General features: G+C 52.4%; 20 protein-coding genes. 14 read left to right on the top strand and 6 right to left on the bottom strand.

The genetic code is table 11. The features are described 5' to 3' along the window. Nucleotides 1-2: 2 nt before the first annotated feature. From rpmG to BLP47_RS01095, 7 genes are all read left to right on the top strand, one after another. Nucleotides 3-170, top strand: a complete 168-nt coding sequence (gene rpmG / locus BLP47_RS01125; RefSeq protein WP_091849572.1) for a 50S ribosomal protein L33 — start codon at nt 3-5, stop codon at nt 168-170. 2 nt (nt 171-172) lie between these two features. Further along, a complete protein-coding gene (gene rpsN / locus BLP47_RS01120; RefSeq protein WP_091849570.1) occupies nt 173-478 on the top strand; it encodes a 30S ribosomal protein S14 in 306 nt (101 codons plus the stop codon). A 267-nt stretch (nt 479-745) separates the two neighbouring features. After that, the gene (locus BLP47_RS01115; protein ID WP_091849568.1) at nt 746-1,018 is read left to right on the top strand and encodes an HU family DNA-binding protein; all 273 of its coding nucleotides are present in this window, start codon (nt 746-748) and stop codon (nt 1,016-1,018) included. Nucleotides 1,019-1,092: 74 nt separating this feature from the next. Next, a complete protein-coding gene (locus BLP47_RS01110; RefSeq protein ID WP_091849567.1) occupies nt 1,093-1,557 on the top strand; it encodes an isoprenylcysteine carboxylmethyltransferase family protein in 465 nt (154 codons plus the stop codon). Continuing rightward, the gene (locus tag BLP47_RS01105; RefSeq protein ID WP_091849565.1) at nt 1,554-3,515 is read left to right on the top strand and encodes a cytochrome c oxidase assembly protein; all 1,962 of its coding nucleotides are present in this window, start codon (nt 1,554-1,556) and stop codon (nt 3,513-3,515) included. Before BLP47_RS01110 ends, BLP47_RS01105 begins: the two co-directional genes overlap by 4 nt. Next, entirely contained in the window at nt 3,512-4,891 is a 1,380-nt protein-coding gene (locus tag BLP47_RS01100; protein ID WP_091849563.1) for an ATP-dependent RecD-like DNA helicase, read from the top strand. Before BLP47_RS01105 ends, BLP47_RS01100 begins: the two co-directional genes overlap by 4 nt. Nucleotides 4,892-5,049: 158 nt before the next feature. Further along, complete coding sequence (locus BLP47_RS01095) at nt 5,050-5,739, top strand: glucosamine-6-phosphate deaminase (protein WP_091849561.1); 690 nt, start codon at nt 5,050-5,052, stop codon at nt 5,737-5,739. Here the strand turns inward: BLP47_RS01095 and BLP47_RS08400 are convergent. After that, a complete protein-coding gene (locus BLP47_RS08400; RefSeq protein WP_157671317.1) occupies nt 5,732-6,838 on the bottom strand; it encodes a DUF2834 domain-containing protein in 1,107 nt (368 codons plus the stop codon). The genes BLP47_RS01095 and BLP47_RS08400 overlap by 8 nt on opposite strands. Nucleotides 6,839-6,899: 61 nt before the next feature. Between BLP47_RS08400 and dcd the strand changes: the two genes are divergently transcribed. After that, nucleotides 6,900-7,493 (top strand): dCTP deaminase, encoded by a 594-nt coding sequence (gene dcd / locus BLP47_RS01085; RefSeq protein WP_091849559.1) that lies wholly within the window; start codon nt 6,900-6,902, stop codon nt 7,491-7,493. Here dcd and BLP47_RS01080 read toward each other — a convergent pair. The 4 genes from BLP47_RS01080 to BLP47_RS01065 all read right to left on the bottom strand — a co-directional run bounded on the left by BLP47_RS01080 (nt 7,486) and on the right by BLP47_RS01065 (nt 10,935). After that, nucleotides 7,486-8,196: a M48 family metalloprotease gene (locus tag BLP47_RS01080; RefSeq protein WP_091849557.1), complete on the bottom strand. Its 711-nt coding sequence runs from the start codon at nt 8,194-8,196 to the stop codon at nt 7,486-7,488. The two genes, dcd and BLP47_RS01080, sit on opposite strands and share 8 nt — an antisense overlap. Before the next feature lie 15 nt (nt 8,197-8,211). Further along, nucleotides 8,212-8,565 (bottom strand): BlaI/MecI/CopY family transcriptional regulator, encoded by a 354-nt coding sequence (locus BLP47_RS01075; RefSeq protein ID WP_091849555.1) that lies wholly within the window; start codon nt 8,563-8,565, stop codon nt 8,212-8,214. A gap of 79 nt (nt 8,566-8,644) precedes the next feature. Then, nucleotides 8,645-9,970, bottom strand: a complete 1,326-nt coding sequence (locus BLP47_RS01070; protein WP_091849554.1) for an MFS transporter — start codon at nt 9,968-9,970, stop codon at nt 8,645-8,647. A gap of 26 nt (nt 9,971-9,996) precedes the next feature. After that, complete coding sequence (locus BLP47_RS01065) at nt 9,997-10,935, bottom strand: asparaginase (protein ID WP_091849552.1); 939 nt, start codon at nt 10,933-10,935, stop codon at nt 9,997-9,999. Nucleotides 10,936-11,083: 148 nt separating this feature from the next. On the opposite strand from BLP47_RS01065, the gene dnaK reads away from it, so the two are divergent. From dnaK to BLP47_RS01040, 5 genes are read left to right on the top strand one after another with little or no spacing between them, the layout of a single operon-like run. Next, nucleotides 11,084-12,940, top strand: coding sequence for a molecular chaperone DnaK (gene dnaK, locus BLP47_RS01060; protein WP_091849550.1), 1,857 nt, complete (start codon nt 11,084-11,086; stop codon nt 12,938-12,940). Next, nucleotides 12,940-13,479, top strand: a complete 540-nt coding sequence (locus BLP47_RS01055; protein WP_091849548.1) for a nucleotide exchange factor GrpE — start codon at nt 12,940-12,942, stop codon at nt 13,477-13,479. The genes dnaK and BLP47_RS01055 overlap by 1 nt, the downstream gene beginning before the upstream one ends. 21 nt (nt 13,480-13,500) lie before the next feature. Further along, complete coding sequence (locus BLP47_RS01050) at nt 13,501-14,424, top strand: DnaJ C-terminal domain-containing protein (RefSeq protein ID WP_091849546.1); 924 nt, start codon at nt 13,501-13,503, stop codon at nt 14,422-14,424. 40 nt (nt 14,425-14,464) lie between these two features. Next, nucleotides 14,465-14,875 carry a heat shock protein transcriptional repressor HspR gene (locus tag BLP47_RS01045; RefSeq protein WP_091849544.1) on the top strand — a complete coding sequence of 137 codons (411 nt, stop codon included), beginning with the start codon at nt 14,465-14,467 and terminating at the stop codon, nt 14,873-14,875. Then, nucleotides 14,875-17,010 (top strand): ATP-dependent Clp protease ATP-binding subunit, encoded by a 2,136-nt coding sequence (locus tag BLP47_RS01040; protein WP_091849542.1) that lies wholly within the window; start codon nt 14,875-14,877, stop codon nt 17,008-17,010. The genes BLP47_RS01045 and BLP47_RS01040 overlap by 1 nt, the downstream gene beginning before the upstream one ends. Before the next feature lie 10 nt (nt 17,011-17,020). On the opposite strand, the gene BLP47_RS01035 is transcribed toward BLP47_RS01040, so the two are convergent. After that, a complete protein-coding gene (locus tag BLP47_RS01035) occupies nt 17,021-17,800 on the bottom strand; it encodes an exodeoxyribonuclease III (protein ID WP_091849541.1) in 780 nt (259 codons plus the stop codon). A gap of 15 nt (nt 17,801-17,815) precedes the next feature. On the opposite strand from BLP47_RS01035, the gene pyrE reads away from it, so the two are divergent. After that, complete coding sequence (gene pyrE / locus BLP47_RS01030; RefSeq protein WP_091849539.1) at nt 17,816-18,376, top strand: orotate phosphoribosyltransferase; 561 nt, start codon at nt 17,816-17,818, stop codon at nt 18,374-18,376. The last annotated feature ends 7 nt before the right edge of the window (nt 18,377-18,383 follow it).

The raw sequence follows: 18,383 nt of genomic DNA, 5'->3' as shown, positions 1-18,383 counted from the left end.
AGATGGCCAAGGATAAGGACATTCGTCCAATCATTAAGTTGAAGTCAACTGCCGGGACCGGTTACACATATGTAACCAAAAAGAACCGCCGCAACGACCCAGATCGCATCACTTTGAAAAAATACGACCCAGTTGTGCGCAAGCACGTTGAATTCCGTGAGGAGCGCTAGAGATGGCTAAGAAATCCAAGATTGCTCGTAACGAGCAGCGCAAGGTAATCGTCGAGCGCTACGCCGTTCAGCGCCTCGAGCTAAAGAAGGCTTTAGTCGATCCAACTTCCACCGTTGAGCAAAGAGAAGCAGCCCGTTTGGGATTGCAGAAGCTGCCTCGCGACGCCTCTCCAGTTAGAGTTCGCAGCCGCGACATGATTGACGGCCGACCACGTGGAGTGCTTTCTAAGTTTGGCATCAGCCGTGTGCGCTTTCGCAAGATGGCTCACGAAGGTGAATTGCCGGGCATCACTAAATCCAGCTGGTAAATAAGTTTTATCTAACCCCCGCGCAGCAAAGGCCCTGAGGCCTTGATGGGCGGGGGTTAGTTTTTAACTAGACCTTTTTGAAGCTTGGGTAGAATTTTGGGCCCTACGAGCAATTCGAAAAGCCTAAAAGTCCCCAACAGCCCTATGAATAAAGGGATAGGTACCTAAAAAATCACTTTCAACACGCCGAGCCGTTACTCATCCATCGCACCTGAGGGCTATAAGTTAATTATGACAACACTGTCTTTAGACGTCCAGGAGGACATTATGAACAAGAGCGAGCTCGTAGCAGCCGTTGCAAAGCACACTGGCGAGTCACAGGCCGCCGTCGGTCGCGTTATCGACGCGATGTTTGACACCATCGGTGCAGCCATCAAAGCTGATGACAAGGTCACCATTCCTGGTTACCTAACCGTGTCAAAGGGCCACCGTGCAGCGCGCACCGGCCGCAACCCACAGACCGGCGCCACCATCCAGATTGCAGCAGCTGCAACCGTCAAGGTATCTGCAGGCAGCAAGCTAAAGGCTGTAGTTAAGTAACTCAAACAAAACTCGAAGACGGCGACTGGGCAACCAGCGCCGTTTTTGGTTTAATCAGAAGCTAAAGTTAAGGGATGACCGATCGCTATAGAGCAAACTTTTATGTTTTGCTGCAGTTTGTCCTGATCGCCCTATTGTTTCTTGCTCCTCGCATGGATCAGCCCTACGGGGCCCTCAGTCCGGTTCTGTCTGTCATCGGGTTAATCTTTTTTGTCATCGGTGCGGCTTTGTTGTTGATTAGTTTTTTGCGGCTGGGTCGCTCGCTGACCGCTTCTCCAATTCCTAAAAACGATGGTGAGTTGGTAACCACGGGTTTATACGCCCGAGTCAGACACCCGATATATTTCGCGCTGCTGGTCTTGAGCATGGGTGTGGTGCTTGATGCTGGATGGTGGCCTCAGTTAATAGTCGTTGTGATGCTCTACACGCTCTTGCGAATCAAGACTGAGTTTGAGGAAACTCTTTTGAGCAGAAAATACCGAGGCTATAAGGCTTACGCCCAAAAGACCCCGAGATTCTTCCCGAGGCTAACCAGGTGACAGCAAAAACCACCAAGCGCATCCTCAGGTCGGTAACAACCCTTGCCATTGGCGCAATCTTTGCATTAGTCATTGGCTTGATTATTGGCGGCGGGGCGAGCCCGCTGATTTTCTCTGACCCTGGCCCAGTGGTTCGATTCGGGGCACCGGTTGCGAAGTTGATTATGAACCTTTCGATGGCTACTGCGGTTGGTTCACTGGTTCTTTCGGCCTTTGCCGGCAACGCGCTCGAAAGAGCTCGATTGGCGGAACTCGCAGCCTGGTCGGCAGCTATCTGGTTGGGCTCCGGGGCAGTGAACTTTGTCTTCACCTTTCTATCGGCTTCCGGCAGCGAACTTTCTTTTGGGTCGGAATTCTCCGACAGCCTCTGGCTTTTTGCTACCCAGATTGAGCTTGGCACTTTATTGGCGCTCAATCTGGGGTTTGCGCTGTTGCTAAGCCTCTCCGCCTTGGCCTTTAAATCCCAGCTTGGCGGTGCAATAAATGCGGCCATAGCTCTTGCGGGTCTTTATCCTCTGGCAGAGTCGGGGCACGCTTCTGCTGATGCAGGGCACGCTCTGGCTGTGAACTCGATGTTGATGCACCTGGTTGGTATATCGGTCTGGGTGGGCGGTTTGGTGGCGTTATTTGCCGTGTTTGGGGACGATGCCAAGCGAGCGAAGGTTTTGACAAGTCGCTACTCGACTTTGGCACTATTCGCCTTCATAGTGGTCTCTATTTCGGGCCTCACATCGGGGTTTATCAGGCTTTACAGCTTTGCAGACTTGTTTTCAAACTATGGCCTTTTGCTCATGGGCAAAGCTGGCTTGTTGATTGTCCTTGGAGTCATGGGCGCTTTGCATCGCAAGTCTCTGATTGACAAGATGTCTAATGGTTCTGGCTTTATAAGACTCGCAAGCTTTGAAATCTTTATTATGGGCCTTGCAATTGGGTTAGGGACGGCACTCGCCAAGACCGCCCCTCCGGTGAGCGGGGTCGAATTTGTGCCACCGACTCCCGCCGAATTGCTAAGTGGTGACCCGCTGCCAACCGAACTGACTCAAATGAGTTGGTTCACGGTTTGGGATATCGACGTCTTATGGGCAACCATTAGCGTGCTTGGAATCTTGGTCTACCTCAATGGGGTCAGAATTCTTAGAGCTCGAGGCGACTCCTGGTCGATTGGGCGCACAGGTTCGTGGATAGGCGGGATGTTGGTGCTGTTCTATGTCACCAACGGCGCCCCAAATGCATATCAGGAATACCTATTCAGCGTTCACATGGTTGGCCACATGGTTCTATCAATGCTGGTGCCGGTTTTGTTGGTGCCCGGGGCGCCTGTGACGCTATTAGCAAGAGCTCAAAAACCTAGGACCGATGACACCAGGGGTTTGCGTGAATGGGTGCTTTGGGCGGTTCATACTCCTTTTGCCTGGTTTGTATCTAATCCGATATTTGCGGCGCTAAATTTTGCACTGTCTCTGGTTATTTTCTATTACACGCCCTTATTTCGGTGGTCAACCGAGGAGCACATCGGTCACCAGTGGATGCTGGTGCACTTTTTGATCACCGGTTACTTGTTCGTGCAGGCCATAATCGGGGTTGACCCGCAGCCGCACAAGACCAATTTTCCAGTGAAGCTGATGGTGTTGATTGGCACAATGGCTTTCCATGCCTTTTTTGGACTCGGGCTTATGAATGAGCAGAGTCTGCTACTTGCCGATTGGTTTGGGGCAATGGGCAGACCATGGGGACCGGACCCGCTTGCTGATCAAGCAATTGGTGGGGCTTTCGCTTGGGGGGTGGGAGAGATTCCAACCATCATCATTACCCTGATTGCCGTAACTCAATGGTCCAAATCGGATGCCAGAGAGCGTAAGCGGCTGGATCGCGCATCAGACCGCACCGGCAACCAGGATGTCACCGACTACAACGACATGTTTGAGAAGTTGAACAAAATTGAGGATCGTAGAAAATGATCATCGAACTAAGCGATGAGCAGCGCGCGCTTTTTGAATACATCGAGGACTCCCGGAGCCAGGTATTTGTCACCGGTAAGGCTGGCACTGGGAAATCTACCCTCTTATCGCACCTAACCTCAAACACGAAAAAGTCCTTCGCCGTCTGCGCTCCGACCGGAGTCGCTGCCCTAAATGTTGGCGGAGTGACCATTCACTCGCTCTTCACTTTTCCTTTTGGATTATTGGGTGAGGTAGATCTTGGGCGACACATGTCAAAGCGCACAAGAGAGGTCCTAAAGGCCTTGGACATGCTCGTGATTGATGAGATTTCAATGGTCTCCGCGGACATGATGGATGCGATTGACCGGTCTCTGAGAATTGCCAGAGGCAAGCGCAAAGAGGCCTTTGGCGGTGCTCAGGTGGTGATGTTTGGTGACCCCTATCAGCTAGCACCAGTGCCGCCAAACGACCCGGTTGAGCGCGGCTACATGGCAGAGAACTACCAATCCGGTTGGTTTTTTGATGCCCACGTTTGGCGCGAATCAGATCTTGAGCGCTTCGAGTTGGGTGAAATCTTTAGGCAATCGGACGACTCGTTCAAGGAGATTCTGAACGCAATTCGAGACGGATCAGTGACCCACGAGATGCTCTCGAGGCTCAACGAGGCCGGTAATCGCTTCCCAAATCACCCGGATGTGATCAGGCTTGCGACAATCAACGCCACGGTCGACTCCGTGAACCGACAACGCATGAGTCTGATTGGTTCCGAGCCCAAGAAATTCAAGGCCACCTTCACCGCAGATGCCGCAAAGATATTTGGCCGCGCACTCCCAGCCGAAACCGAGCTCGAGCTCAAGGTTGGAGCCCAGGTGATGTTCATCAAAAACGATGATTCTTCTGGAATGAAGACCCCAACCGGTGGCTCGGTTAGGCGCTGGGTGAATGGCACAATCGGCAAGGTGGTCGCGCTGACCAAAATCGGCACGGTTTTAGTCGAGGTTGATGGCGAGAACCTAGAGGTTGGTCCCGCTACCTGGGAAAAGGTTCGCTACGAAATTGAGGAGAAGTTCGACGAGGCCTCGGGCAAGGTCAAGGAAACCCTCGTGCCAATCACCCTGGCAGAGTTCAAGCAGATACCACTACGGCTTGCCTGGGCTGTAACCATCCACAAGTCCCAGGGCCAAACCTACGATGAGGTCCAGATCGATATGGGCCGTGGCGCATTTTCTCCGGGCCAGACCTATGTTGCCCTGTCGCGGGTTCGCTCGCTAGAAGGGCTATATCTCAATCGAGCCATTGAGATCAGAGACGTGCTGGTTGATCAGGATGTTATTCGGTTTATGTCCGGTTCGATGCCAGATGCTTTTAGCTCAGAGTTACTGCCGCCGTTCTAACTAATCGCCCACTAATCAGGTAGACCACTTGGGTGAGCCAGGAAGCCAGTTTGCTAGGCTACCTATGTCACTGGACCTAATTATTGAATCAGGGTTGGTGGTTTAGGTTCGTGAAATGCCAAATGGCTTTCCAGGGCACCGAATGGAGCATTTAGGGCATGAAACTCGAGACTTTAGACACGGCCCAAGAGGCCTGTTCGGCAGCAGCTGACTACATATCTGAGAATTTTCCACAAAATGGAGTCCTGGGTGTTGCCACTGGTGGCACCCAGGTGCCGCTCTACCAAGAACTTGCCAAAAGGCCCCCATTGAGTGTCAAAAAGGCCTTTGCTCTGGATGAGTATGTTGGCCTATCCCAGGATGACCCGAGGTCTTTTTATAGCTACTTGGTGAAACTGGTCCAAGAGCCACTTGCTTTTGCAGCTGGCACCATTCGGGTTCCGCTTGGCATAGCGGTGGATCTTGAAAAAGAAGCTACTGCATTCGAATCAGAGATCCTAAAAGAGCAGGTTGATTTGCAGATTCTGGGTGTTGGAACAAACGGTCACATTGCCTTTAATGAGCCGGGCTCAGACCCCTTATCAAAGACCAGGGTGGTAAAGCTGAGTCAAGAAACCCGAGTAGCCAATAAGGCAGACTTTGGAGACCTGGCTCCGGAGGCTGCAATCAGTCAGGGAATAGCCACCATTTTTAGAGCCAAGAAGCTGGTTTTGATCGCCACCGGAGCATCCAAGGCTCACGCGCTTTCGATGCTGCTGGCTGGAGTTGAAAACTCCGAATACCCGGTGACCTACCTCGCAAACCACCCCGACCTAGTTGTCTTTGCCGATAAGGCTGCAGCTAGCTAGCTAGCCACCAGTTCAAAGCATCGCCAACCCTTTTAGACCAGTACTTTTCGTGGTGTCCCGTGTTCGGGTAGGTGGCGGAAACTAGGCTACCTGGCGCCTCAAAACCCTTGGCCTCGAGTGCTTTGGTTGCGGATTCGTGAAAAGGTCCGTAATTGGCGTCTAGATCCAAGGTACCGCGATCGGTCCAAACGCGGTGGTTGGTGCCCTCGGGCAGCATTCCAATTAGTTCCTTGACGGCAGTTTGGCCGCCAAATAGCCAGTGGGTTGAAAAGCAGATTGCGGTGCCGTAGAGATTTGGCCGGTGTGCCATGGCGTAGAGGGAAATTAGTCCGCCCATTGAAGCTCCCATGATGGCGGTTCGCTTGGGGTTGTGGCTGATTCCGTATTTATCCAGCGCAAAAGGCAATATCGCGTCTGAAACCAGCGAGACGTAGGCGTCTCCAAAGCTTTGGGTTCCGGTGGTCTTGTATTCATCGGGGTAGGTATCCCAAATATCCTGGTGATTATCAGAGATTGATTGTGGGGAGAGCTCTCTGATTCGAGTCTCATCACTCAGGCCCCAGACCGAGATAACAAGCGGTTGTGGGCCCTCTAGTTCGTCTTTGATTGCGCTCAAAACCTCCCAGGTTTTGCCGTTATAAGAGTCTTTTTCATCAAAAACATTTCGGCCATCGTGCATTATTAATACCGGAGTCTCGGGGTTTAGGTCCCTTGGAACCCAGATATCTACCCTGTGTTCATCAAACTCGAATCGCTCCAACTTGCCCTTGGCAAGCCTCAGTTCCAGAAGCCTTTTTTCTCTGAATGCCATAAATAAAGGGAATGTGAAGGCCATGGCTGTCACTCCCGATAAAACCAGATAAATCCAAACCCTTTTCATGCCGAGTCTTTTGGCCTCGACCAGCATGAATGTCACCACTGCTACGCCAACCAAAAGTAAGTCGATTGACAATACCCAATCCACCGCGGAACCAAACCAAGCGGTGATGTAGTTCTGGCCGCCCACCGAGGCGATGCCATTGAGAACCCAGGCTGTGATGAGCCCCAGGATGGCGGTGACCAGGTAGATGCGAAAGCGGATTGTATATTTTTTTAGCATCTAGGAATCATCCCATGAGCCAGAGCTCAAAAGCCAACCCTGAGCGACTAACCTTTTAGCCATGCTGCTATCCGATAGAGACATCAAAGCCCAAATCGAGCAAGGTCGAATCGGCCTTGAGCCACTGGACATGGACCTAATTCAGCCAAGCAGCATGGACGTGCGCTTAGATCGATTCTTTAGGTTGTTCGATAACCATAAATACCCTTTTATCGACCCTCGCGAAGAACAAGATGACCTAACCCGGTTGGTCCAGGTGGAAAAAGACGAGTGCTTTATTTTGCACCCAGGCGAATTTGTACTGGGATCTACCTTTGAGTTTGTGACTTTGCCGGATGACATTGCAGCTCGACTGGAGGGCAAGAGTTCGCTCGGAAGACTTGGGCTCCTAACCCACTCAACCGCTGGTTTTGTGGACCCCGGTTTCACCGGACACGTGACTCTCGAGCTTTCTAACACGGCAACCTTGCCGATCAAGCTTTGGCCGGGAATGAAGATCGGGCAGTTGTGCTTTTTCCAGCTTTCTAGTCCGACCGAAAACCCCTACGGTTCATCGAAATATGGCTCTCGGTATCAGGGGCAGCGCGGGCCAACGGCTTCGCGCAGCCATCTGAATTTCCATATCACCGATGTGGGCACTGAGCCGCTCAATTAGTAAATAACCCTCGGGCCTCGTAAAGGTCCCTTGAGTAAACCTTTTTAAGCGCGTACTTATCGGCGCTTAGCTCACACAAACGCTCCACCTCAAACTTCAAGGCCCTGGAGGCTGCGAACCAGGGCAAAAGGCTGTAGATCAAATAGGCGAACCGCTTTACCGACTCGTGGTTGAGTTTGATGTGGCCCATCTCGTGGCGCAATATCGCATCCAGCTGTCTTTGTGGCAGCCTAAATGCTGCCTTGGAAAGGTAAATCTTTTTATTTCTTGAGACTGCAAAATACCCCGGTATGTCTAGCTCCATAACCTGAATTCCGCGATGCGTCATCACTTCGCGTGATACCAGGTTTGCAAGAACGTCAATGTCCTTGGCCGCCCGAAACATCGGTGAAAGTCTCTGATTCACAAGCGCTAGAAGAACACCCGCTAAGGCTAATAAAAGCCATGGCGCGAAGCTTGCGATGATAGTAAAGCCGAGGTCCGCCGATTCACTCAGGCGAAGCCAGGTCTCAAAAATCGACCAAGTTGCTAACCCAAACGCACCAACAGTTGCCAAAATCGCTGCCATCAGAGAAAAGAACCACAACGCCATACCAATATCTGGGTGAGAATCGAACCTGCCTGCGAAAAATAGGGGTGCGGAGACCGTGACGAGCATGACTAACTCAATAAGAAGAATCAGAATTAGAAAATTGGACTCCATTTAGGAAGATTAGCCTTAGTTGAGAGCCTTTTTGAGTGAGGCAATTTGGGCTGGGGATAAGCCAGAGGCAAAGTGGGAAAAAACAAGGGCCGGGTTAGCACTTTGATCAAATGCGCCGAGCAGCATTGCTGCGGTGTGCTCTTCGCGCGACTTCACGCTTTTAAAGACAAATGTCCTGCCGGTGAGCTTTTCTCTAAAGACCATGCCCTTATCGCCCAAGCGTGACAAGACCGTCAACACTGTTGTGATTGCCAGTTGATCATCGCCCATAAGCGCCAAGATTTGTTGAGAGCTGAGACCATCGGGCCTATCCCACAGGCACCCCATGATCTGGCTCTCCAGCTCACCCTGTTTGCGCTTATCGGACATGTCTCAAATTCTACAGTTTGTAGAGCCAGATTCTGTAACATAGGCGTTTTCGTGACCCAAAGCCCTCGTCGCTTTTTAGCTAGTCACTGATGATTTGTGGGGTGGGGCTCACTCTGGACATCAAGATTGTGCCAACCACTAAAACCAACATCAGGCCCAGGATTCCATAGACGGTGGCTTGAGCGTTAGCGATCCCCAACGCTAAGGCTGCTGATATCGAGGTGGTCCAGAGCAGCGGACTCAAGAAGCTCACCGCACGACCTGTGGTCATGTAGAGGCCAAAGACCTCACCCTCTCGACCCTCTGGCGTAAATCGGGCCACGAAAGACCTTGAGGCGGCTTGTGCGGGCCCAACAAACAGCGTGAGCGCTAAGCCGCCAACCCAATAGGTGATGGGGCCAAGGTCGGCGAACACGAATACCCCAAAGCCGAAGGTGATCAAGCCGATGAGCGAGATCATGATTGTTCGTTTAGCACCAATCTTGTCATCCATGATCCCGCCAATCATGGCGCCGATTCCGGCCATTATGTTCGCTCCGATGCCGAAGATAATCACTTCGGCAAGCTCAAATCCGAATGCCAAAGCCCCAAGTGCTCCACCAAAAGCAAATACTCCGGCTAAACCGTCTCGATAGATGGCGCTGGAAATAAGGAACTTAAAGGTCTCGGGGGCTTGGCGCCTCAGGGATTTCAGCTGACTCCAGAGCTTGAAGTAGCTATCGATAATGCTTTCTTTGGTTCGGTTTTCCTTTGCCTTGACTTCTTTCACACTCACAAACAGCGGAATGGAGAACACCAGCAGCCAAATAGCGCTGAACAGGAATACGGCACGAATGTTTGTCGAGTCTGTCAACGGAATTCCAAACCAGGGATTCTCGGTTTGAATAAAACCAACCAACGAAATTACCAACAGCACGATGCCGCCGAGATAGCCCAGTCCCCAAGCAAAACCCGAGACCCGGCCAATGTTCTTTTCGGTGGAGACCTGTCTGAGCATTGCGTAGTAGTTGATGAAGGCGATTTCTTGAATAAAGCCGCCAAAGGCGAAGATTGCCAAGCCAATCCAAAGCATTGAGGGTGTTGGGGTAATAAAGAACAACAAGGCCATGACGCCAGCAAGAATGAAGGTGTTCATCATGAGCCAAAACTTGCGCCTGCCAGCTTCATCGGATCTTCTGCCAAATACCGGTGCAGCGAGTGCAACCATAACCCCGGCTATGGTGGTGGCCAGCCCTAAAGCCCGAGAGGTATCTTCGGGGGAACCAAACGCGGTTGAGGTGATGTAGATCGGAAAGATGAAGGTGGAGAAAATTGTCGGGAAGGGCTGCTCCGCCCAGTCCCATAAGGCCCAGGCAAAGGTGCCCTTGCGTTTTGACTTAGGAACAGCAACATCGGCGTTGATCATGCAAATAGTTTAGGGAGCAAGCGGTGCTAAAGGTCAAGAACCAGGCCGCCGGTTTTTGAATCCCCACCCATTACCTTGGGCGCTGTTTTTTCGAAGATATCCTGAAACACGGATGCGGAGATCAGCTTTCGGTTTACCAAGAGCTTGGCGGCGACAGCGGGGGCCGCCCTGTGTGAACCATCGGCTATCTTCACCGCGACACTGTGGCCCGAATCGGTGATAGCTATGAACACGCCCTCAGCGCCGATCTTGGCCATAATGCCGTGCTCTAAAAAGACGGCGTCCGGAGACTCATAATCGCCAATTACCCAGGGGTTTGACTTTGCAGCATTCATCAGCACCAGGTCGGCTTGGGCAAAGTTGGCCATTGCTTTGGCCAAGCCATGGGTGGAGATTGCGAATAACGGCGCCCCACAACCGTCTTGAGTAGAAACCGAAACCTTTTCTCCGGCCCAAAGTTCCAGCTTGTGAAGAATCTGCTGCTGAAGCGGGTGATCAAGCTCGAGATAGTCATGGGTGCTCCAGCCGCTTAGCTGTGCCGTTGCTAAAAAACCTGCGTGCTTGCCCGAGCAGTTCATTTGTGACCTGGTCTTTTTGACAACTCGGGATCTTGCCTCCGGGTTTCCTGGAAATGCCACCGGGCATAAAAGGCTGGATTCATCCATGCCGGCTCGAACTAAAACACTATTCACCAGATCAACATGGGCCTCGGTTCCAGCATGCGAGGCCATCGTGATTACTAGTTCCTCGCCCGTTAGCCTCAGGCCAAGCTCTTGCATCACAAAGGCCTGAATTGGTTTGATTGCGGATCTTGGGTAGATGGGTTTTGAAACATCCCCCAAAGAATCAATTAGCTTGCCTGTTTTATCAACCAGTGCGGCCACCCCCAGGTGGAAGGATTCGTTCAGTCCGGCCCGGGCTAGTCGGGCTAGCGGTGCAAGGTCTTCGAATTCGAGTTGGGCCATGGCTAGAACCCTAGCGCCTAAAAAACTTGAGCCTAGGTGACTCAAGTTTGGGAATGAAAACTTGACAACTTGGTTTTACTACATAAGACTTGAGCGCAGGTGACTCAACTTAGGTCGCAATTCATTTATAAATTAGAAGGAGATCCAAATGGGCAGAGCAGTGGGCATTGACCTAGGGACCACCAACAGCGCGGTTACAGTGCTTGAGGCCGGCGAACCAAAGGTTATTTCAAACGCAGAGGGCTTCAGAACCACACCATCGGTTGTGGCATTCACTAAAGACGGCAACATCTTGGTCGGCGAGACCGCCAAGCGCCAGGCCGTGACCAACGTTGACCGCACCGTTTCTTCAGTCAAGCGCCACATGGGCACCGACTGGAAGTTCAAGGTCGAAGACAAGAATTACACCCCGCAGGAAATCTCAGCGCGGATTTTGATGAAGCTAAAGCGCGATGCCGAGACATATCTTGGGGAGAGCGTGACCGACGCGGTTATTACCGTTCCGGCCTACTTCAATGACGCTGAGCGCCAAGCAACCAAAGAGGCCGGCGAGATCGCCGGCCTGAATGTTCTTCGCATCATCAACGAGCCAACCGCAGCTGCTCTTTCCTATGGGCTCGATAAGGGCAAAGAAGACGAGCTGATTTTGGTGTTTGACCTAGGTGGTGGAACATTCGATGTTTCGCTTCTCGAAGTTGGTAAAGACGATGACTTCTCAACCATTCAGGTCCGTTCAACCTCCGGAGACAACCGCCTCGGTGGCGATGACTGGGACCAGAGACTGGTTGACCACCTGGTCAAAAAGTTCAAGGAGACCACCGGTGTCGATGTCTCTAAAGACAAGATTGCTCTGCAGCGCCTCAAAGAGGCATCCGAGCAGGCGAAGAAGGAACTGAGTCAGTCAACCTCAGCTTCGATTCAGCTGCCATATCTTTCGCTAACCGAGTCGGGCCCAGCGAACCTAGACGAAAACATCACTCGCGCGCAGTTTGAGGCATTGACCGCCGATCTATTGGAGCGCACCCGCAAGCCATTCTTGGATGTAATCAAGGAGGCCGGCGTCAAAGTCGCCGACATCGCCCACGTGGTAATGGTCGGTGGCTCTACCCGCATGCCAGCTGTCACCGCATTGGTGACCAGCTTGCTTGGCGGCAAGAGCCCGAACCAGGGTGTGAACCCCGACGAGGTGGTTTCGGTGGGTGCAGCACTGCAGGCCGGAGTAATTCGTGGTGAGCGCAAGGACGTACTGCTGATCGATGTGACCCCACTAGCACTTGGCATTGAAACCAAGGGTGGCATCATGACCAAGTTGATCGACAGAAACACTGCGATTCCAACCAAGCGGTCAGAGACCTTCACAACCGCAGACGATAATCAGGCCAGTGTTTCGATTCAGGTATTCCAGGGCGAGCGCGAGTTCACTCGGGATAACAAGTCACTAGGAAACTTCGAACTAACCGGCATTGCTCCAGCACCGAGGGGTGTCCCGCAGGTTGAGGTCACTTTCGACATCGATGCCAACGGAATTGTGCACGTGTCCGCGAAGGATAAGGGCACCGGCAAAGAGCAGTCAATGACCATCACCGGCGGCTCTTCGCTATCCAAAGAAGAGATTGAGCGCATGGTGAAGGATGCTGAAGAAAACGCAGCCGAAGACAAGGTGCGTCGTGAAGAGGCAGAGACCCGCAACCAAGCCGAACAACTGGTTTACTCAACCGAGAAGCTAATCAAGGACAACCAGGACAAGCTGCCAGAAGAGGTCAAGACCGAGGTTCAGGCCGATGTCGATGAGCTTAAGACAGCGCTCGCCGGCGATGACTTCGCTTCAGTGAAGGCCGCTCACGACAAACTGGTTATCTCTCAGCAAAAGCTAGGTGAGGCAATCTATGCCGCACAGCCGGCCGAAGGCGAACCAGAATCCGAGGCAGCCCAAGAGGAAGATGTCGTTGACGCCGAAGTGGTCGACGAAGATGAGTCTGAAGACGACACCAAGGACAAGAAATAATGTCCCAGGAAAACATCAACGATCCTCAGCACAACCAGGGCGATCCAAACGAAGAAATGAAGGAAGAGGGCTCGCCAGTCGAGCCCTCGACCGAATTATTCGACACTCAAAAAGACGCCGTTGACCGAGAGCTAGAAATATTCCAGGATATGCAACGCCTACAGGCCGACTTTGTGAACTATCGCACACGCGTGGAGCGTGACCGTGGAGTTGAGCGTCAGGCGGCAGTGGCCGAAGCAATCAGGGCCTTCTTGCCCGCCTTCGATGATTTGACTCGAGCCGAAACTCACGGCGATTTAGTTGAAGGCAGCCCAATGGCAGCCATTTTCCAAAAGCTAAAAACAGCTGGCGATAAGTTTGGCTTAAAGCGTTTTGGAGAGAAGGGCGAGAAGTTTGACCCGGAACGCCACGATGCATTGATCCAAACCCCCAACTCCGAAGTTTCAGAACCAACAATTGCAGACGTGATTGAACACGGCTACCTGTTGGGCGAGCGCATGATTCGCCCAGCTAAGGTCGCAGTGTTCGTAAGCGAATAATTTCCTAAGAGGGTGAGCTAAGTGGCGTCACAAGACTGGATTGAAAAAAATTTCTACAAGATTCTCGGAGTGTCTAAGGACGTCTCGGCTACTGATCTGAAAAAGGCCTATCGCAAGTTAGCCAAAGAAAACCACCCCGACTTGCACCCGGGGGATGCGAAGGCAGAAGCTCGGTTTAAAGACATCTCCGAGGCGTTTGATGTTCTTTCAGACGCTTCGGAGCGCAAGGAATACGATGCGGTCCGAGCCATGGGTGGCGGCGCTCGCTTCCAAGCCGGCGGCCGCGGCGGCCAAGGCGGCGGCTTTGAGGATGTCTTTGGCAATCTATTTGGCGGTGGCGGCGGTTTTTCCCAAGGCGGCTTTCCAGGTGGTTTTGGTGGCTTTGGCGGACCCCAGCGCGGAGCAGACCTAACCACAACCCAAACCATCGATTTCATCGATTCGATTCACGGCTCCACCGTGAAGCTCAGAATCGGGAGCGATCCGATTACCCTGAAAGTTCCTGCTGGAATTTTGGATAATCAAAAACTAAAGCTCAAGGGCAAGGGTCAGCAGTCACCAAATGGTGGTGCTGCCGGAGATTTGGTTGTAACGATTCGCGTGAAAGCTCATCCGGTATTCATCAGAGACGGCGATAACCTGAGGGTCACAGTCCCGGTTACATTTTCCGAGGCAGTTCTAGGGGCAACTATTCAGGTGCCAACCCTGGGGGGCGAGCCGGTAAAACTTAAGGTTACCCCCGGCACTCCAAATGGCCGAACCTTGAGGGTCAAAGGCAAGGGTGTTCAACTAGCGAATCACCAGGGGGATTTATTGGCCACGGTGGATATAGCTGTGCCCGCGCATATTTCAGAAAAAGCAAAAGGTTTTCTAGAGCAGTTCGAAGCCGAACTGCCTCAAGAAAACCCAAGGACGGATTTAATCACCAGGGCAGGCCTGCTCTAAACAGAAAGCCAATTGAGCGCTCTAAACGAAAGGAACCATCATGGAGCTCAGTGAAACCACTCCGCTTTTTGTGATTTCGGTTGCCGCGGAGCTGGCCCAGATGCATCCCCAGACCCTCAGGCAATATGACCGGCTTGGTTTGGTTTGTCCCACCCGAACCGAGGGTAAATCGCGTCGCTACACGATGCGTGACGTTGCAAGGCTCCGTGAGATTGCCCGGCTATCCCAAGAGGGGGTGTCTCTTGAGGGAATCCGCAGGGTTCTGGAGTTAGTCAATGAAAATTCCGAACTCAATCAGAGAGTTCGAGACCTAGAGCGTGAGCTCGCCGATCAAATTATGAGCCAGCCAGGCAAGAGGGTGTTTGCCGCTGGCGATCAAGGGGTAATAAGGCTCAACCCCGGCCAGCGCCCAGAGCGCTCCGGGTCGATCGTGCTTTGGAGGAGAAAATAATGCCTGAACAACAAGAACAAAAAACCGCCCTCGAAAGCTTTGGAGTAGACCTGACTGCAATAGCAAGATCGGGCAAGCTCGACCCGGTGATTGGCCGCGACGCTGAGATTCGCCGCGTGAGCCAAGTGCTTTCTCGCAGAACCAAGAACAACCCGGTTTTGATTGGTGAGCCCGGAGTGGGTAAGACCGCTGTGGTGGAGGGTCTGGCGCAGCGAATTGTGGCGGGAGATGTTCCAGAGAGCCTCAAGGGCAAGACTCTAATTAGCTTGGATTTAGGTGCCATGGTCGCCGGCTCTAAGTTTCGCGGCGAGTTTGAAGAGCGACTAAAGGCCGTTTTGAAAGAGATTCAAGACGCCCAAGGCCAAATAATTACCTTTATCGACGAGTTGCATAATCTGGTTGGTGCAGGCGCTGCAGATGGTGCAATGGACGCCTCAAACATGCTCAAGCCGATGCTCGCAAGGGGTGAGCTTCGGCTGATTGGAGCAACGACTCTGGATGAGTATCGAACCAGAATTGAAAAAGACAGCGCCCTGGAACGTCGCTTCCAGCAGGTGTTCGTTGGGGAACCAACGGTTGATGACACGGTGGCGATTCTTCGTGGCCTAAAAGAGCGCTATGAAGCCCACCACAAAGTAACCATTGCCGACAGTGCACTGATTGCAGCAGCCCAGCTTTCCAACCGCTACATCACCGGCAGGCAATTGCCCGATAAGGCAATCGACCTGATGGATGAAGCAGCCTCCAGGCTTCGAATGGAGATTGACTCTGCGCCGGTTGAAATAGACGAGCTCAGGCGCCAGGTCGACCGGCTCAAGCTAGAAGAATTGGCCTTGAAAAAAGAGAAAGACGAAGCTTCCAAGCAAAGACTCGAGAAACTTCAAGAGGACCTCGCCGAAAAACAAGAAAGACTCAACGACCTAAACGCTCGCTGGGAAAAAGAACGTGCCGAACTCAACAAAATCGGCGATCTAAAAACGAAGCTCGATGCTTTACGAATCGCAGCTGAGAAGGCTCAGCGCGAGGGAAACCTAGAGCAGGCTTCAAAGCTGCTCTATGGCGAGATTCCAGGTTTAGAGAAGCAGCTCTTTGAGGCGGAGCGTGCCGAAAATGAAACCAAGTCGGAAGACCGAATGGTCGGTGATCAGGTTTCCGAGGATGAGATAGCGGCCGTAGTTTCTGCATGGACCGGTATTCCAACCGGCAGGTTACTGGCTGGCGAGAGTCAAAAGCTTCTGCACTTAGAGCGTGAGTTGGGCAAACGACTAATTGGCCAGGAGGCGGCTGTGAAAACCGTAAGTGATGCGGTGCGCCGAACCAAGGCCGGCATCTCGGACCCCGATAGACCAACCGGGTCTTTCCTATTTTTGGGCCCCACCGGTGTCGGCAAGACCGAGTTGGCAAAGAGCTTGGCGCATTTTTTATTTGACGATGAAAAATCGATGGTTCGCATTGACATGAGCGAATACGGCGAAAAACACAGCGTCAGCCGACTAATTGGTGCCCCTCCGGGCTATGTCGGTTATGGCGAAGGCGGTCAGCTCACCGAAGCTGTTAGGCGCAGGCCCTATTCGGTTGTGCTATTCGACGAGGTCGAAAAGGCTCACCCGGAGGTCTTTGATGTTCTATTGCAGGTGCTGGATGATGGCCGACTCACAGATGGCCAAGGAAGGACTGTTGACTTTAGAAACGTAATTCTGATCATGACCTCGAACCTAGGGTCGCAGTTCTTGATTGATCAAGAACTAAGCCAAGTTCAAAAACGCCAGGCGGTAATGAGCACGGTGAGAAGCGCCTTCAAGCCGGAGTTTTTGAATCGCCTCGATGACATTGTCATCTTTGACTCACTGACTATCGAGCAGCTCGGGTTCATCGTTGATCTGAGTGTTGACAAGCTCGTGGAGCGGCTAGAGCCAAAGCGACTATCACTGGGTGTTACCCCGGCCGCAAGGCGCTGGTTAGCTGAGCACGGTTATGACCCAATCTATGGAGCAAGGCCATTACGCCGACTCATGCAACGCGAGATTGATGACAGGTTGGCAAACCTTTTGCTATCGGGCTCAGCAATCGATGGGAGCGTCGTGAAGGTAGATGTCGATTCTTCGGGCGAGCACCTTGCAGTAAGCGCGCAATGATTGGGCTGTCTTAGTCGGAAAGCTCGATAACCACTGGAACATGGTCGCTTGGACCTTCTCCTTTTCGCTCTTCGCGCTCAATTGAGGCACTTTGAATTCGATTTGTGAGAGTTTCTGAGGTGAGCACAAAGTCGATCCTCATGCCGTTGTTTTTGGGGAAGCAGAGCTCTTTATAGTCCCAGTAGGTATAGGAGCCGGGGAGTAATTCGCGGACCTTATCGGTGAGGCCAATCTGCTCAAAGGCCTCGAATGCTTGGCGCTCCGGCTCAGAAATGTGGGTTTCAAACATCGAAAGGTCGTAGACATCGCTGTCCAAGGGTGCCACGTTGAAATCCCCTAGTAACGTGATTTCTAAATCGGGATCCATTTCGAGCTGTTCAGCCGTGGTGGCAGCTAGTCGGTCCAGAAACTCCAACTTATATTGCATGTGGGGGTCATCCAGTGCTCTGCCGTTTGGCACATAGACCGACCATATTCTCACGCCGTTAAAGGTTGCACCAATGGCCCTAGCTTCAACCACGTCCTTGAAGCTCGGCTGTTGAGCGAATTCCATTTCGATGTCTTGTGGGTCAAGGTGAGCCTTATACGCAAATGCCACCCCGTTCCACTGGTTTAGACCGTGAGCAATGACTTTATAGCCAATCGCCTCGAACTCGGCGTAGGGGAATTGCTCCGGCTTGCACTTGATTTCCTGCATGCCCAAGACATCAACGCCGGTGCGCTCCAAAAAGGCAACTACTCGGTTGACTCTTGCTCTTATCGAGTTCACGTTCCAGGTGGCAATCAGCATCCCTAAACTCTAACCATGACTTTTGCATCCGAATCTAAACCGCGTCTTTTAGAGCTAATAAAGGACCTTGCCGTAGTGCACGGCAAGGTGACCTTATCTTCTGGTCTTGAAGCCGACTATTACGTTGATTTGCGCAGGGCCACCCTGCACCACGAAGCGGCTCCTCTGATTGGCAATGTGATGCTTGATTTACTTGAGCAAAACGGCTTGAGTAATGTGGAATGCGTTGGAGGCCTGACCATGGGCGCAGACCCGGTGGCAACCGCGATGCTGCACCAGGGCGCCGCCCGAGGTCTAGCACTTGATGCATTTGTGGTTCGCAAGCAAGCCAAGGCCCACGGTATGGGTCGCCAGGTTGAAGGTCCAAGTGTTTCGGGCAAAAAGGTAGTGGTTTTGGAGGACACCTCAACCACCGGGGGATCACCGCTAACCGCAGCCGAAGCGCTGGTTCAAGCTGGTGCAACCGTGGTCGCAATTGCAACGGTGGTTGATCGTGACACCGGGGCAAGGCAGGCAATTGAAAATGCTGGTTATCCTTATCTCACAGCGATCACTTTGGGTGACCTGGGGTTATAGAAGAGGT

Origin of the sequence: Candidatus Aquiluna sp. UB-MaderosW2red, assembly GCF_900100865.1 — a bacterium.
Lineage (GTDB): Bacteria > Actinomycetota > Actinomycetes > Actinomycetales > Microbacteriaceae > Aquiluna.
This window is presented reverse-complemented; position numbering and strand designations above follow the sequence as displayed.

Bases quoted from the DNA above. Each gene is read 5' to 3' on its own strand.
- rpmG (WP_091849572.1), top strand. From the start codon at position 3: ATGGCCAAGGATAAGGACATTCGTCCAATCATTAAGTTGAAGTCAACT.
- rpsN (WP_091849570.1), top strand. From the start codon at position 173: ATGGCTAAGAAATCCAAGATTGCTCGTAACGAGCAGCGCAAGGTAATC.
- BLP47_RS01115 (WP_091849568.1), top strand. From the start codon at position 746: ATGAACAAGAGCGAGCTCGTAGCAGCCGTTGCAAAGCACACTGGCGAG.
- BLP47_RS01110 (WP_091849567.1), top strand. From the start codon at position 1,093: ATGACCGATCGCTATAGAGCAAACTTTTATGTTTTGCTGCAGTTTGTC.
- BLP47_RS01100 (WP_091849563.1), top strand. From the start codon at position 3,512: ATGATCATCGAACTAAGCGATGAGCAGCGCGCGCTTTTTGAATACATC.
- BLP47_RS01095 (WP_091849561.1), top strand. From the start codon at position 5,050: ATGAAACTCGAGACTTTAGACACGGCCCAAGAGGCCTGTTCGGCAGCA.
- BLP47_RS08400 (WP_157671317.1), bottom strand. From the start codon at position 6,838: ATGCTAAAAAAATATACAATCCGCTTTCGCATCTACCTGGTCACCGCC.
- dcd (WP_091849559.1), top strand. From the start codon at position 6,900: ATGCTGCTATCCGATAGAGACATCAAAGCCCAAATCGAGCAAGGTCGA.
- BLP47_RS01080 (WP_091849557.1), bottom strand. From the start codon at position 8,196: ATGGAGTCCAATTTTCTAATTCTGATTCTTCTTATTGAGTTAGTCATG.
- BLP47_RS01075 (WP_091849555.1), bottom strand. From the start codon at position 8,565: ATGTCCGATAAGCGCAAACAGGGTGAGCTGGAGAGCCAGATCATGGGG.
- BLP47_RS01070 (WP_091849554.1), bottom strand. From the start codon at position 9,970: ATGATCAACGCCGATGTTGCTGTTCCTAAGTCAAAACGCAAGGGCACC.
- BLP47_RS01065 (WP_091849552.1), bottom strand. From the start codon at position 10,935: ATGGCCCAACTCGAATTCGAAGACCTTGCACCGCTAGCCCGACTAGCC.
- dnaK (WP_091849550.1), top strand. From the start codon at position 11,084: ATGGGCAGAGCAGTGGGCATTGACCTAGGGACCACCAACAGCGCGGTT.
- BLP47_RS01055 (WP_091849548.1), top strand. From the start codon at position 12,940: ATGTCCCAGGAAAACATCAACGATCCTCAGCACAACCAGGGCGATCCA.
- BLP47_RS01045 (WP_091849544.1), top strand. From the start codon at position 14,465: ATGGAGCTCAGTGAAACCACTCCGCTTTTTGTGATTTCGGTTGCCGCG.
- BLP47_RS01040 (WP_091849542.1), top strand. From the start codon at position 14,875: ATGCCTGAACAACAAGAACAAAAAACCGCCCTCGAAAGCTTTGGAGTA.
- BLP47_RS01035 (WP_091849541.1), bottom strand. From the start codon at position 17,800: ATGCTGATTGCCACCTGGAACGTGAACTCGATAAGAGCAAGAGTCAAC.
- pyrE (WP_091849539.1), top strand. From the start codon at position 17,816: ATGACTTTTGCATCCGAATCTAAACCGCGTCTTTTAGAGCTAATAAAG.